The 15433-nt window shown below is 45.1% G+C and carries 11 protein-coding genes; 4 read left to right on the top strand and 7 right to left on the bottom strand.

The genetic code is table 11. The features are described from left to right. Nucleotides 1-186: 186 nt before the first annotated feature. Entirely contained in the window at nt 187-1077 is an 891-nt protein-coding gene (locus tag T3H97_RS10765) for a hypothetical protein (RefSeq protein WP_328802492.1), read from the top strand. A gap of 245 nt (nt 1078-1322) precedes the next feature. On the opposite strand, the gene T3H97_RS10760 is transcribed toward T3H97_RS10765, so the two are convergent. The 4 genes from T3H97_RS10760 to T3H97_RS10745 form a co-directional block, all read right to left on the bottom strand. Continuing rightward, a complete protein-coding gene (locus tag T3H97_RS10760; protein WP_190299151.1) occupies nt 1323-2180 on the bottom strand; it encodes a DNA-binding protein in 858 nt (285 codons plus the stop codon). 182 nt (nt 2181-2362) lie between these two features. Next, nucleotides 2363-2809 (bottom strand): acetyltransferase, encoded by a 447-nt coding sequence (locus T3H97_RS10755; RefSeq protein WP_103047792.1) that lies wholly within the window; start codon nt 2807-2809, stop codon nt 2363-2365. Between the two features lie 127 nt (nt 2810-2936). Then, nucleotides 2937-4436 carry a UxaA family hydrolase gene (locus tag T3H97_RS10750; protein ID WP_013310046.1) on the bottom strand — a complete coding sequence of 500 codons (1500 nt, stop codon included), beginning with the start codon at nt 4434-4436 and terminating at the stop codon, nt 2937-2939. 17 nt (nt 4437-4453) lie between these two features. After that, nucleotides 4454-5947: a tagaturonate reductase gene (locus T3H97_RS10745; RefSeq protein WP_328802491.1), complete on the bottom strand. Its 1494-nt coding sequence runs from the start codon at nt 5945-5947 to the stop codon at nt 4454-4456. 314 nt (nt 5948-6261) lie between these two features. Between T3H97_RS10745 and poxB the strand changes: the two genes are divergently transcribed. Next, nucleotides 6262-7986, top strand: coding sequence for a ubiquinone-dependent pyruvate dehydrogenase (gene poxB, locus T3H97_RS10740; protein ID WP_328802490.1), 1725 nt, complete (start codon nt 6262-6264; stop codon nt 7984-7986). 99 nt (nt 7987-8085) lie between these two features. Here poxB and T3H97_RS10735 read toward each other — a convergent pair whose 3' ends face one another. The 3 genes from T3H97_RS10735 to uxaC form a co-directional block, all read right to left on the bottom strand. Continuing rightward, the gene (locus T3H97_RS10735) at nt 8086-9090 is read right to left on the bottom strand and encodes a LacI family DNA-binding transcriptional regulator (RefSeq protein WP_103047795.1); all 1005 of its coding nucleotides are present in this window, start codon (nt 9088-9090) and stop codon (nt 8086-8088) included. A gap of 87 nt (nt 9091-9177) precedes the next feature. Next, entirely contained in the window at nt 9178-10578 is a 1401-nt protein-coding gene (locus tag T3H97_RS10730; protein ID WP_328802489.1) for an MFS transporter, read from the bottom strand. 272 nt (nt 10579-10850) lie between these two features. Next, the gene (uxaC, locus tag T3H97_RS10725) at nt 10851-12275 is read right to left on the bottom strand and encodes a glucuronate isomerase (protein ID WP_328802488.1); all 1425 of its coding nucleotides are present in this window, start codon (nt 12273-12275) and stop codon (nt 10851-10853) included. Nucleotides 12276-12789: 514 nt separating this feature from the next. Between uxaC and alsS the strand changes: the two genes are divergently transcribed. Next, nucleotides 12790-14493, top strand: a complete 1704-nt coding sequence (gene alsS / locus T3H97_RS10720; RefSeq protein ID WP_328802487.1) for an acetolactate synthase AlsS — start codon at nt 12790-12792, stop codon at nt 14491-14493. A gap of 162 nt (nt 14494-14655) precedes the next feature. Then, nucleotides 14656-15402 (top strand): acetolactate decarboxylase, encoded by a 747-nt coding sequence (gene budA / locus T3H97_RS10715; RefSeq protein ID WP_250244853.1) that lies wholly within the window; start codon nt 14656-14658, stop codon nt 15400-15402. The last annotated feature ends 31 nt before the right edge of the window (nt 15403-15433 follow it).

Here is a 15433-nt window from a genome sequence, read left to right as displayed (position 1 = left end):
GAGTAGTACTGGATTTTTTGATTTTGGTATCTAAAGTTCAGGTGGGGATCTGACTATACGCACAAGTTTTCTTCCAGCCTTTGGATTTTTACATCTATTAATTTACGAAAAAGACTATCAGATGGTACGATAAGACTATATGTGATTCCAATCATTACCTATATACCTAGATCAGGAGGATTAAGAATGGAAGAATTGGTTCGTTCGATTCAGAAACAGGTTCGAATTAAAAGGGTTGCCTGCTGGGCGGGGCTCATCATGTTTGGCCTGTGTACTTTAGTTGGCATTGCAGCTCAGGAATGGCTTATGACGCTCTTGGCGCTCGCGATGACAATTTTATCCGTCTATGGATTAACCATGATGCGTGGCATGACAAAGTTTACTAAAGAGTATCAACCAGGAAAGGGCTACGGTTATTATCGCCGTACGGTACAACAAAAGCTGCGCTATCTAACTTGGGGACAGTGGTTAGTAGGCGGCCTTATTGTCCTGATGTTCTTTATATTTAACGTCCGACTTAGCGCTTTTCTCATAGCTATCTTGGGTATCCTGACTATTCAGTTCAGTATCAAAAAACGTATTAAAAATCATCAGGAACCCGATGTCACTGAGCTGGAGGAGTTTGTACGGATGGGGATTGTTTCTCCGCATGAGCAGACTATTGGGGTATATAAAGATTTTCTACACCTGAGTCATACATTTCGGGGTAACCAAATTGTTATCGTTACAGACAAACGCCTGATTTCTGTATTTGTGGAGGAACAGGGGCGTGCGGTGAAGACAGAAATGTTACTCTCGGGTATAAACAAAATACGCGCCATCGGTACGGGTTTTCAGGGGCAAGGTTTATTGCTGTCTGTAAGCAACCGTGACCATAACGAGCTTCACATTCATATGGTCGGGAAAAGCATTTTCTTTTCTCCAGAGCAATTCATTGGTTCCTTGCTACGGGCACTGGATGCAGCGTTAAAAAGCAGATCATACAGTACGGAAGAACCATTCCCCGTTTACCAACAGACAAGAATTTCATTGCATCCATCAGAACAAGGTTTGCTGCATAAACCTACAATAGCTTAAATATTTTTGGGACATGTGCCACGTTATATATACGCTATGATCGGTCTTCATAATACACCAAATAGCAAGTGAGCCCTGATCTTAATGAGCTTACTTGCTATTGGGTGTACTTCCACATCATATTTTCAAATCAACTGCCTACCTGCAAAAACAACTAATTTTCCACTTTACTTCTGCCTTCTTAATGATTGGCTCCATGATAAAACACCGTGATGAGGTCATGACTTGTAACAAACACTAGCAAGCTAAACAGACTGAGCGACAGAGGGCGTAAAATCAATTTTTTCATCCTTTAACACTCCTTTTAAAATAGTTATATATTGGTCTTGCTGTGTTGCTGTAGCTTGGGATCTGAAAATTTCAAATATAGCGGTACATTTCCTAAACTCATGCTCATGTTCCATACCCAGAGTATCGGACAGCATGAGAGATTGCAGGATATAGCCCAACGCAACCGTAAACTGTTGTTGCTTGATATAATAAAGAGCCAGTTGATAGCAGAAGCGAAAATAATAAGATACATTCACAGGCTCTTCAAAATATTTAAAACCTTCAATTTGTTCGGCAAATGATTTAAGCACAGCCTCTAAAGGATAGTCGTATCTCGACGCTCCCTCAACGATGGAAAGAAGCCCCGGTAACAGCTCTTCCGGATTGTTACGAAGAAATTGGATGTATTCCTGCAACACTTCGGCATGACCTGTCAAAATATCAAGAGCATACAAATTAGCTCTGGCAGCATAGCGGTAATATTCGACCTCTGCTTCCCCATATTGATCAAGACCATTAAACCAGCCCAATTCTGCATATTTTTCGATGCAATCGCGAGCGGCCTCATACTTGCCCTGTTTTTGGAAGGCCATGCCTTTCATGAGATGACTGTAGCCGTAGTAGTAGACTAGCGGCCGTTTGGTATGTATGGGTTGTATAGGTTTCTTGCGCGCTTTGTAGAGCTGCAATTCCTGATACTTTTGGTTGACCTGGCTATACAGCCGATCGCATAAAACAATCATATTGGCACCATCCGCAAATGAAAAAGACAGCTTAATCATGTTAACAAGTGTGTCTAGATCTGTGATGTCGGAGTGAACAAGATCATCCACCGTTCCCGCCTCCTTGTCCGACTTTTTATATTCACCAAACAAAAGTAAGATCTAAATCCTAACTAAAAATAACTTAATTACGTATTTATTACGTAATTAAGTTATATCATAAAATCAAACATATGACAAGTGCATTATGATAATATATTCCAGTTTTTAAAATAGCGATGAAAGTGGAGCGTTCACTTGTTCAATTCCATGTGAAGCAAAGGAAATGCCCTACCTGATCCATCCAGTGCAGATCGCCCCGTTTGTACAAAGCCGTAATGTCTGTAGAAAGCATACGCTTTCTCGTTCTGCTCATTCACGTCCACTTTGAGATGCTTCCCTTTTATTTTTTCAGCATGCTGGATGAGTCGGCTGCCTATGCCCTGCCCATGCCGTTCAGGGTCCACAAACAGCATCTCTATTTTCAATCCGTCCAGCCCGATAAAACCTGTTGGTTCTTGACTTGTATTCCATTCCATCCAAACTTCAAGTTCTCTTAAAACACCATTGCCTACGATATGATGATAAAATTGAATGTCCTCTTCCGACAAAAATGTGTGCGTCCGGCGTACAGCCCGCTGCCAAATATCAACGAGTTGATCATGATTTTCTTCCCGATAAGCAACAATTTCATTTTGCACTTGTACTACCCCCTTCATTTAAAAATCGATATTGCATGTTTTGCAGTAAGTCTAACATGCCTTTTTAGAAGCATACAAACACAAAAAGGGAAGCGGAATAATTCCGCCTCCCTTACACTACAGCCTTTTACAACGTAACACCGTTTTTAAAAATAGCGAGCTCTCTGAAATTGTTTTTCTCATTATTCACCCAGGTTCCGCTGGCTACATCGACGATGTAATCGACAAAGTTGCGGAGCGCATCTTCCATACTGACATCCTCCACGAGTGAACCGGCGTTATAGTCGATCCAATGAGGTTTAGCCTTATACAACGGCGAGTTGGTTGAGACCTTCATCGTCGGAACAAAGGAGCCAAACGGCGTACCGCGTCCGGTTGTGAAAATGACGAGCTGGCAGCCCGCTGCGGCGAGAGCTGAAGATGCCACTAGATCGTTGCCCGGCGCGCTGAGCAGATTGAGTCCCTTGGTCTTGAGACGTTCCCCGTACTGAATGACATCAGTGACCGTGGAAGACCCGGATTTTTGCGTACAGCCCAGTGATTTATCCTCCAGTGTCGTGATGCCCCCTGCTTTATTGCCCGGTGACGGATTTTCGTATACTGGCTGCTTGTAATCCAGAAAATATTGTTTGAAATCGTTAATCAGATGTACAATCTTATTAAATACTTGCTCATCGGCAGCGCGCTCCATTAAAATCGTCTCCGCCCCGAACATTTCAGGTACTTCTGTCAATACCGTTGTTCCACCTTGCGCGGCCATATAATCCGACAATCGTCCGAGTAGTGGGTTGGCAGTAATACCCGATAAACCATCAGAACCACCGCATTTCAAGCCGATGTTCAGCTCAGACAAAGGTACAGGTTCCCGTCGATCTTCTTGCACGGCCGCAAAAATTTCGTGGAGCAGCCTTACCCCTTCCTCTACTTCATCCGACACATCCTGGGAAAGCAAAAACTTTACCCGCTCCGAATCATATTCCCCGATGGCTTCCTTAAATTCTTTCATTTCATTGTTCTCACAGCCCAAACCCAGTACAAGTACGCCACCTGCGTTCGCATGTTTCACGGCATCGATCAAAATCGTGCGTGTATGTGCATGATCGTCACCCAACTGAGAACAACCATAGTTATGCTTGAGCACAAGTGCATTTTCAAAAGGTGAAATATCTCCCGCTTCCTGCTTGAAACGATTTAAAATAAGTTCAGCGATCCCGTTCACACAGCCGACCGTCGGCACAATCCACAACTCATTGCGAATCCCCACACGACCGTCCTTTCGCCGAAAACCTTGAAACGTACGGCTCTCCTGTTCATATAAATGAGGAGCTGGCTTAGGCTTATAAGTGTACTCCTCCACGCCTGTCAGGTTCGTCTTCGTATTATGCGTATGCACATGCTGACCTGCCTGAATGGGCTGAATGGCATGACCGATGGGATATCCGTATTTCAGAACATGCCCACCTTCAGCTATATCCTGCAAGGCAATTTTATGCCCACGTGCTACATCCTCGGCAAGCTCCACCCGTTGTTCTTCTTGTGCTCCCCACGCCAGTGTCTCTCCCTGCTTGTAATCACGCAAGGCGACAGCCACGTTATCTTGATCATGAATTTGAATGAATTCCAGCATTCCGGTCTCCTCCTTGCTTATGCTCTGGGCACGCTGTTCCCGGTTAGAGAATCGAGCGTCTCCTTCATTCCTCTGCTTGTAATTTCATACACGTGCTGTGCCGTTTGTTCAGCCAGCCCTTCGATCTGGTTCAGGTCTTGACCCCACCATGTCTGCCGGCCAAGTACCAGCGCAGTCAATTGCTTCGCCCCGGCGAGAGTACCGTCATATCGACTCCACAGTTCACCAAACGTACCCAACACTTCAGCTTCGTCTGCCAACACAATCGACTCGCCATTTCTGTCACCCCGGTAAAATACGAGCAAGGACGCCAGTGAAAATACGATTTTTACAGGCAGCGCCTTACGTTGTGCCACATACTGGAGCAAAGATGGCAAATTCCGTGTCTTGAACTTAGACACCGAATTCAACGCAATACTCATGACATAATGACTTACATATGGATTACGGAATCGTTCAATAACATCGTCGGCATATACATTCAAATCACCCTCTGGCGAGTCCAACGTCGGAATAATTTCTTCTCGAATCAGCGACTGGATAAAGTTTCCCATAATATCATGCTCGACCGCCTGCCCCACCGTGTCCAGGCCATATAAATAAGCTACAGGTGTAAGCGCCGTATGTGCTCCATTCAAAATGCGTACTTTCCGTGTACGGTATGGCGCCATATCGTCGACAATCAGTACATTCAATCCGGCCAAATGAGCAGGTAATTCTTCTTTAAGCCACTGTGGCCCTTCAATAACCCATAAATGATACTGTTCGCCCACAACAACCAAATCGTCCTTGTAACCCAATTCTGATTGAATTTCATGAATCCGGTCTTTGGGATAACCAGGTACAATCCGATCGACCAAACTGTTGCAGAACGTATTCGATTCCTCCAACCATGCAATAAACTCAGCCCCAAGCTTCCATTGGTCCGCATATTTCAGTACGATTTCCTTGAGAGCGTCTCCATTACGGTCGATGAGCTCGCACGGAATGATCACCAGCCCCTTGCTCGGATCGCCCCTGAAAAATTGAAAGCGCTTGTACAGAAAGGCGGCCAGTTTGCCTGGGAAGCTCTTTTGCGGACGATCTTCTAGCTGATCCTCTGGGGCATAAGCGATTCCCGCTTCCGTCGTGTTCGACACGACAAAACGCAGCTCCGGCTTTTGGGATAATGCTTCATACTCCAAAAAGTCCGAACCGTACGGATTAATCCCACGAGTGACGCACTCCACAACGGTATGCTCCTTCATGGCCTTCCCATCCTTAATCCCTTCAAGAATAACCGTATACAGGCCATCCTGCTCGTTAAGCTTCTTCACGAGGCCTCCTGGCTGCGGTTGTACAATCACAACTCCCGTATTCCATTCTGCCAGCTTATTCATTTTGTCAAATTGCCAGTCTACAAAAGCACGCAGGAAGTTCCCTTCCCCGAATTGCAGCACCCTCTCGGGATATGGTTCAGTAACAATAAAGCTTTTTCTGTTTAATTGGTCTAATTCATCTACTTGTTTCATCCGGAGTAACCTCCCACAATTACCATAATGATTTCATCATTATTTTATCACAATGCACACGTTAACAAAATAGTTTTATCAACATTTTTAGTTTAAAAAAATAATAATGACAATAATATGAACACGTTAACATATACGTTTATATAAAAATCTGCAAGTATATCGCCCTTTTTCTGTTGTTTCGCATCTGATCCAAGACGGTTAAGGCTAACTATCACCCTATCCCGAGACCTTGTTCTTATATACATTTCAGAAGAATAGACGCAAGAAAGCACGGGCAGGATAACACTACTTACTAGGCAGGAGGAACATCTATGAAGACAATCGCAGATGCTATTGTACAAGTTTTGGTCAATGCAGGGGTCAAGCGGATTTATGGCATTGTTGGAGATTCTCTAAATAATATGGTTGATTCCATTCGCAGCAACGGTCAAATCGAGTGGATTCATGTAAGGCATGAAGAAGTGGCTGCCTTTGCAGCTGGAGCAGATGCTGACCTTAGTGGCAGCATTGCTGTATGTGCTGGAAGCAGTGGTCCCGGAAATTTACATCTGATTAATGGTTTATATGATTGCCACCGCAATCGGGTGCCTGTACTGGCTATTGCCGCTCATATTCCAAGCGACGAAATCGGAAGTGAATATTTTCAAGCTACCCATCCTGAGCATCTTTTCGGAGAATGCAGTCACTTCTGTGAGGTTATTACGACACCGCGACAAATTCCCAGAACGGTGACGATGGCCATTCAACAGGCAATTTCACGCTCAGGTGTATCCGTCATTGTTCTTCCCGGTGATGTAGCAGCTTTGGAGGCGGAAAAGGTACCCGTCCCTGAACATGTCTACCATCCCACTGCACCTGTAGTGCACCCGTCAGCTTCAGAAATTTCCCGACTGGCCGAATATTTGAATAAAGGCAAACGAATTACGTTACTATGCGGCGCCGGCTGTGCACAATCTCACGACTTGCTCATGCAGCTATGTGACAAGCTAAAGTCCCCCATGGTATCCGCTCTACGAGGCAAGGAATATCTGGAGTATGACAACCCTTATTATGCTGGATTGACGGGACTGATCGGGTATTCTTCCGGGTACCATGCGATGATGGATTGTGACGTCCTGCTTATGCTCGGAACAGACTTCCCTTACAGACAGTTTTACCCTGAAGATGCGATTGTCCTACAGGTAGATATAGAGCCAGCCCATCTCGGCAGACGTACTCCGTTGACGTATGGTTTATGTGGAGATGTAAAAGCCACATTGGAAATGCTGCTACCGCATTTAACGTCAGAGCATGATTCCAAGCATCTAGAGAAAACCGTCTCCCACTATACCAAGGTACGCCAGGAGTTGGATGACCTTGCCATCGGTAAACCAGGTCATACGCCGATCCATCCGCAATATCTCGCCAAGGTCATCAGTGACGCCGCGCAGGAAAATGCTATTTTCACCTGTGATGTCGGTACTCCCACTGTATGGGCGGCGCGTTATTTGCAGATGAACGGACAGCGTCGGCTTCTCGGCTCGTTCAACCACGGCACGATGGCAAATGCCCTGCCGCAGGCAATCGGAGCGCAGGCCACTGAGCCTGACCGACAAGTGATTGCCCTCTCAGGCGATGGCGGACTCACGATGCTGATGGGCGACCTGCTCACCCTGAAGCAGCATCAGCTGCCTATTAAAGTCATTGTTTTCAATAATGGCGCTCTCGGTTTTGTCGAGCTGGAAATGAAAGCGGCCGGATTCCTGGAAAACGGCACTGAACTGGTGAATCCTGATTTTGGTGCTGTAGCGAAAGCCATGGGACTCAAGGGCATCCGGGTTGAAGATCCGACCATGCTGGAGGATGCCATTCAGCAAGCATTGGCTCATGACGGTCCTGTTGTGGTAGATGTGGTGGTGAACCGTCAGGAGCTATCTATGCCACCCAAAATTAATCTTAAACAAGCACAAGGCTTTACACTATGGATGATGAAAGCGATGCTGAACGGACGCGGTGACGAGATTGTTGAACTGGCTAAGACCAATCTCTTTCGTTAAATACAGATGAAGCAGAACGCATTTCAACCTAAAATGGGCAGAAACCATATATCTAGCATGGTTTCTGCCCATTTGTCCTGCCTGTTAATCAAACAAAACTCAGCGTGGTCTGTCTGCCGTTGATTTCCGCTTCATGAGCGCGGTCTCCATAAATATAAGCTCACCCTCATTGGACGGTGACTGAATTCGTTCCAGAATGCAGGCGGCTCCGCGCTCACTTATCTGCTCAATCGGTCTTTTGACCGTTGTTAATGGTGGAGTCGTATACATTGAGAATCCGATATCATCAAAACCAATGACAGAGATATCCTCTGGTACCTTCAAGCCGTTTTCGAATACCGCATTCATTGCCCCAATAGCCATATCATCATTAGAGCAAAATACCGCTGTCGGTGGCTCCTGCAAGGAAAGCAGTTGCTTCATTGCCTGGCTTCCGCTTTCAGTATCATAATGACCTTGCACGATATATTCATGTCGAATCGGCTTACCACTATCAATTAATGCATTCATGAAACCTTCACGGCGTTGCTGGGTAGACTTAAAGCCTTCTACCCCTTCGATGATCGCAATACGTTCATGCCCGCTTTCAATGAGAAAGGAGACTGCTTCATAGGAGCCTTCCTTATCATTTGAAATCACATTTACAATCCCCGCCCCGGACACCTGCCGATTCAGTACAACAAGCGGAATACCTTGACCGAGCACATGATAAATAAAAGGGTTGTCTGCCTCGCTCTGGCTCATCAGAATGATACCATCAAAACGCTTGCGGTGAATGGCCGAAAAATCGGCGTAATCGTCAATCCCTCGCACAAACAGATTGTAATCCACCCCGATGACATGATTAACTCCACGGATGGTATCCGCAAAAAAGCTGGAGCTGGTGCCTTCTGAAATACTGGTGAAAAACAGGCCAATCGTATGCGAGCGCTGGAGAACCAGGCTTTTGGCATTAAAATTTGGAATGTAATTGAGTTGCTCTGCCAACTCCATAATTTTGCGTTTCGTATCTTCTTTAATCAGCGGGCTATTATTGAGCGCCCGGGAGACGGTTGTATGGGAAACATTAGCCAATTTGGCAATGTCTTTAATGGTAGCTGCCATATACGTATCCTTTCCTTAGTGAGGCTCTAAAAAAATTATATACCCACCATACCACAGGAGCCGCCCGGAAAAGAAGACTTTCACAAATTATACGCGTTTATCCGCATGTCGACGCTGTAACTCTTGAACCATTTCTGCATGTCTGCTGTCCGTCAGCTTATACATTTTACCGATCACCAGCATGGCCAAAGCCAAAGCAACAGCCGGATAGAGACAAAGCAAGGCTTTGATCCCAAGCAGCGTTCCCGAGGACTGAACCACATTCGGAACATACCCGATGAGCGCTAGTCCAATGCCCGATAGAAAGCCAGACAAGGATTGAGCCAATTTACGTGAAAAGTTAAATAGTGAGTAAGTAATCCCTTCCTTACGCTCCCCGGATGACCATTCGCCATAATCAATAATATCGGACACGAAGGCCCAGGTAACCCCATTAGGAATACTAATACCAATGAACGAAATACTGGCCAGGATTGTGAAAATGTATACATTTGAAGGCATAAAAAAGTTAATGGAGTCGGCAATGACACTAACCAGCATCCCCAGTATGGCTGTTTTACGTTTACCGAAGCGCCGTACCAGCTTGGGCAGGAACAACACACCCAGTAGCGACGAACCGATAATAATAAAATTCATATAAGCCATTAATTCTACATGCCCCAAGTTATATTCGGCAAAATAGATCAGCAGTGCGGACTTAATATTGTACGCGGATATGGTGAAAATCGTCATCAAAACGAGTACCAGTAAAGGCTTGTTATTCGTAAAGGTATGCACGATAACGCCTATAGATAGCTTCTCTTTTGGCCCGGACTGGCTAACAATGCGTTCTTTCGTTCCTCGGTAACATATGATGAAAGCAATCACACCAATGAGTGACATAATCCCCATCACAACCGGATAGCCAACATGATGGTTAGGAAACAGTAAAATAAGTGGCATGACAACGACACTGGTGACGAATAATGCGCCCAGCGATCCCGCCTGACGGAAAGATGACAATGAGGCACGCTGATGAGTATCCTGCGTAATGGCGGCGCCCAGCGAGCCGTATGGAATGTTTACAATAGAGTAGCCGATCCCCCAGATCATATAGGACGCATAGGCGTAAATGAGTTTGCCTGTGGGTGAAATATTCGGCGAAATAAAGGTAAGGATCGTAAGAATTGCAAGGATAACGCTTCCAACGATAAGAAAAGGTCTAAATTTTCCACGTGTACCGATATGTTTGCGGTAATCAACAAAGGACCCGACAATGGGATCACAGACGGCGGCAAACAGCTTGCTGACCAAGAAAATACCTGCGGCGGCTCCTGCAGAAACCCCAGCTACATCTGTAAAAAATTTCAGCAAATACAACTGTCCCAAATCAAACATGAATCCGTTTCCAAAGTCACCCATACCATACGAAATCTTTTCTTTCAGGCTAATAAGCTCGCCTGTCTTGTTGTCAGGTTGGACGCTCTCCTGCACGATAGGCACTCCCATACCTACACACTCCTCTATGTTTGTAATTATTTTCACATATTTAGTTCAGGATTTTGCAAAATTCGATTCCAGTCGCTCCGAAGTGCAAAATATAGACGAACTAAACCATTTCGATCTATATCTTGTTCATTGGAAGTCGCTTATGAGATTTTTGCAAAATCCTCAGTTGATAACTATTTTATTTTTAATTGCTCTTACCGGGAGTTTTGAAACAAGCTCCTGGCAAGAGCCATTTTTTATGAGGTTAGTGAGTTCTCACCTAGGCAATAACTTCACTTACTATGAACAACCGTTGGGAAATTAAAATATTGCTCAGCGTTATTGTAGCAAATGTTTTGTACCATGGCTCCGAGCAGTTCCAGATCCTCAGGCGCCTTACCCTCCTGAACCCACGTCCCAATTAAGTCACAGAGTATACGGCGGAAATATTCATGGCGTGTATAGGATAGGAAGCTGCGGGAATCCGTCAGCATACCAATAAAGCGGGACAGCACTCCGTAGTTAGCCAGTAGCTTCATCTGCTCCTGCATACCTTCGATGTGGTCGTTATACCACCATGCAGTACCAAACTGGATTTTCCCTACAGTTCCACCAGATTGGAAGCAGCCTGCGAGACTTGCCAGTACTGGATAATCAACCGAATTAAGCGAATACAAAATAGTTCTCGGTAATCCTCCTGCCAGCTCCTGTGCGTCCAGCAATGCCGCCAATGGACGTGCGATCGAGCCATCATTTACGGCATCATAGCCTGTATCCGGTCCCAAATGACGGAACATAGCCGTGTTGTTGTTACGCAGCGCGTGAATGTGATATTGCATTGCCCAGCCATGTTCTGCATACTGTTTTCCAAGAAAAACCAGAACGTACGATTTATATTTCGCCTCCTCTACAGGAGTCACATGACCTTCCTCCAGCGCCTTGCTGAATATGGCTGCTGCTTCCTCCAGTGTCGTTTCTTCATAGACAACAGTATCGAGGGCATGATCAGATACCCGACCTCCGGCAGCATGGAAATGGCGCACCCGGCTCGCCAGCGCATTCAAAAATCCTTCCAGGCCAGAAACATCCAGTCCGCTGACTTCACCCAACCGAGCCACCCAAGGCTGGAAAGTTTCGCGATTAATTTCCAAAGCTTTGTCGGGGCGGAAGCTTGGCAGCACTGCCACTGGGAAATCGTTCAGCTTGCTGATTTGTTTGTGGTATTCGAGATGGTCTGTCGGATCATCAGTGGTGCACACCACAGTTACCTTCGAGTTCACAATCAGATCACGTGCGCCAAAGCCCTTTCCCTGCAGCTTTTGGTTTACTTTTTCCCAGATCACTGGTGCGTTCTGTTCATTCAGCAGCTCATAGACACCAAAAAAGCGTTGAAGCTCCAAGTGGGTCCAATGGTACAGTGGGTTACCGATCAGTGTAGGTACGGTTTTGGCCCAAGCCAAAAATTTGTCATAATCTTCGCCATCTCCCGTAATCAGGCGTTCTTCAACCCCATTGGCCCGCATCAGTCTCCATTTGTAATGATCTCCGTACAACCAGGCTTCCGTAATATTCTTGAACGCTTTATTTTCATAAATTTCTTGTGGACTTAAATGGCAATGATAGTCGATAATCGGCATATCCTTGGCGTACTGATGGTACAAGATTTCAGCCGTTGGATTGCTCAACAAAAAGTTTTCGTCTAAAAACGCTTTAGTCATTACTCTCTCATCCCTTCTATAATCGTGTTACCCAATAAATTGTTAACGTGAACAAAAATGTTCATGCTCTACTTGTTTTTCAACAATAACATTCTCCACCACATAGCAGGTCTCGTGATTACATAAGATAATATAGCTATAATACGATACCTGTACATCATTGCAAGCTGGATTACTTCACCTTAAATTTAATGTTTACGTTAACAACAATTACATTGTAACCGCTATCCTTTGTAGAGGAAAGTGATTTTTATCATGTGAGCGGATAAAAATGATCTGCCTCCATTTGGGACAGATCTGTTCTATACCTTCTCGATGACCGACACCACAAGAAAATTCCACAATTTTAATTTTCCGTGATAGATCAAACTTTGAAAACGTTTTATGTATTTTTCTCCTTTTTTCTGAAAATTTCTTTCTTGAAAATACCAGTTATTGTATTATAATTGCAATATACATCCATTGATTTACATTAAAAGTATTTCATTAGTTATTTCACAGAGAAGAAGAAGAGGTGGTAGCATTGAGTACAAAAGTGCAAGCTGTTCAAACTAAAACTATATCCGATACAAAAGGAGCCGACCTTGTTGTCGATTGCTTGATCAAGCAAGGGGTTACCCATATTTTTGGCATTCCAGGTGCCAAGATCGATTCTGTTTTTGATGTTCTTCAAGATCGGGGGCCCGAATTGATCGTATGTCGTCATGAACAAAATGCCGCCTTTATGGCAGCGGCAGTCGGTCGATTAACCGGTAAACCGGGCGTATGCATTGTTACCTCAGGTCCAGGCGCATCTAACTTGGCGACAGGACTTGTCACCGCTAATGCAGAAAGTGATCCTGTCGTCGCCATTGCGGGTGCAGTCCCAAGATCCGAACGCTTGAAACGCACGCACCAATCTATGGATAACGCCGGACTATTCGAACCCATCACCAAATACAGTGTAGAAGTAGAACATCCTGATAATGTACCGGAAGCAATTGCTAATGCATTTCGAATTGCGACCTCAGCCCAGCCTGGAGCCACATTCGTCAGCCTGCCGCAGGACGTGTTGACTTCGTCATCTGAAGTAACAGTCATTGAGAAGGTTTCTCTTCCCCAACTCGGAACCGCACCCGCCGGACTCATCAAACAAGTCGCAGAGCAAATCAAAAAAGCCAAGCTGCCCGTACTTCTTCTCGGCATGAAAGCCAGCACGCCTGAAGCCACCGCAGCTATCCGTGCTCTCATCCGAGATACAGATCTGCCTGTTGTCGAAACCTTCCAGGCCGCTGGAGCCATCTCCCGTGAACTGGAAAGTCACTATTTTGGAAGAGTCGGTCTGTTCCATAATCAGCCGGGTGACATGCTTCTGGGAGCCGCAGATTTGGTACTGACGATAGGCTATGATCCTATTGAATATGATCCAAAAAACTGGAACATTCCTGCAAACCGAACACTCATTCATCTGGATGATCATCAAGCAGATATTGATCATGATTATCAACCGGATTACGAGCTTATCGGAAATATAGCCCTGATTGTAAGTAGCCTTGCAGAAGAATTGCCTACCTTAAAGCTATCTAAAGCTTCCTGCAGCCAATTAAATCGTCTTCGCCATGATCTGAACGAGCAAGCTGCTGTTCCTGTGCGCAAGCATGATTATCTGATTCATCCATTACAATTCATTCGCACACTGCGCAGCCTGATTGACGATAATGTCACAGTCACCTGTGATGTCGGCTCACACTACATTTGGATGGCACGATATTTCCGTTCGTATGAGCCGCGTCACCTTCTATTCAGCAACGGGATGCAGACGTTAGGCGTAGCACTGCCTTGGGGGATTGCTGCCACACTCGTCAATCCCGGTCAAAAAGTCGTTTCTATTTCTGGAGACGGAGGATTTCTGTTTTCATCCATGGAGCTCGAAACCGCTGTACGTCTTAACTCTCCGCTAGTGCATATCGTATGGAGAGATGGCACCTATGACATGGTCGCATTTCAACAACAGATTAAATATGGCAGAACGTCTGGTGTAAAATTTGGAGATGTTGATGTAGTGAAATATGCTGAAAGCTTCGGGGCCACTGGATTACGCGTGCACTCTCCTGAAGAACTAGAAAGTGTATTGCAGCAGGCACTTCATACCGATGGTCCTGTGGTTGTCGATATTCCGATTGATTACCAGGATAACATCCAGTTGGGACGTAAACTGCTGCCTAACCAATTAAACTAACCTTAACCATGTCTCACTCGTGACGGCTTTATGACAATTTTGGAGTATAACGTTTTTTTTATGATTTTTTTGAGTTATTCATGTTATTCACTGAAACTTTACGTTTATTATTGAAAAAGAAAGAAAATAAATGCATACAATTACAAAAGGAAGTGTATTACCATGACCGTTGCAGGACTGGAAACCAAGCAAGAAACTGATCATGATATTTACCAAACGTCCACTATGCTTGCTCTATTAGATGGTCTTTATGATGGAGTTATTGCCTTTGAGGAGTTGCAAAAGCACGGGGATTTCGGAATTGGTACCTTTGATCAACTGAATGGCGAGATGATCGCGTTCGATGGTGAATTCTATCACTTGCTTCCAGACGGTACGGCCCATCGCGTAAAACCGGAAGAAACCACACCTTTTTCCACCGTCACCTTTTTTCATGAAGATTTCACATATACTATTGACCGCCCCATGCATCGCGAAGAGTTGGAAGCCCTGCTGTTAAAGTTGTTTCCAAGCCGTAATCTGTTCTATGCCTTCCGTATGGATGGCGTTTTTCGTGAAGTAAAAACACGTACCGTCCCTCACCAGGTGAAGCCTTACAAACCTTTTATTGAGGCGACCAAATCACAGCCCACGTTCTCTTTTAACGACGCTTCTGGAGTGATTACAGGTTTTTGGACACCTGCCTATGCTCAAGGTATTGGGGTAGCCGGATTTCATCTGCATTTTATTAACGATGAACGCACTGGGGGTGGGCATGTCTTTGATTTTACCGTCGAAAAGTGCACCATCCGCATTTGTCAAAAATCCAATTTGCATCTTGTACTACCCGATACACCGGATTACTTGAAGGCCAACCTGTCCAGAGAAAACCTGGAAAAAGAAATCGCCGTTACTGAAGGTGCGCAGTAATCACAGTTATATAACTCTTCAAGTTACGGAC

This window comes from Paenibacillus sp. LX16 (assembly GCF_036252815.1).
Lineage (GTDB): Bacteria > Bacillota > Bacilli > Paenibacillales > Paenibacillaceae > Paenibacillus > Paenibacillus polymyxa_B.
The sequence above is the reverse complement of the archived record's forward strand: the minus strand, read 5'-3'. Positions and strand labels throughout refer to the sequence as shown.

Excerpts from the sequence above, each read along its gene's own strand:
- T3H97_RS10765 (WP_328802492.1), top strand. The coding sequence starts at position 187 with ATGGAAGAATTGGTTCGTTCGATTCAGAAACAGGTTCGAATTAAAAGG.
- T3H97_RS10750 (WP_013310046.1), bottom strand. The coding sequence starts at position 4,436 with ATGCTGGAATTCATTCAAATTCATGATCAAGATAACGTGGCTGTCGCC.
- T3H97_RS10745 (WP_328802491.1), bottom strand. The coding sequence starts at position 5,947 with ATGAAACAAGTAGATGAATTAGACCAATTAAACAGAAAAAGCTTTATT.
- poxB (WP_328802490.1), top strand. The coding sequence starts at position 6,262 with ATGAAGACAATCGCAGATGCTATTGTACAAGTTTTGGTCAATGCAGGG.
- T3H97_RS10735 (WP_103047795.1), bottom strand. The coding sequence starts at position 9,090 with ATGGCAGCTACCATTAAAGACATTGCCAAATTGGCTAATGTTTCCCAT.
- T3H97_RS10730 (WP_328802489.1), bottom strand. The coding sequence starts at position 10,578 with ATGGGAGTGCCTATCGTGCAGGAGAGCGTCCAACCTGACAACAAGACA.
- uxaC (WP_328802488.1), bottom strand. The coding sequence starts at position 12,275 with ATGACTAAAGCGTTTTTAGACGAAAACTTTTTGTTGAGCAATCCAACG.
- budA (WP_250244853.1), top strand. The coding sequence starts at position 14,656 with ATGACCGTTGCAGGACTGGAAACCAAGCAAGAAACTGATCATGATATT.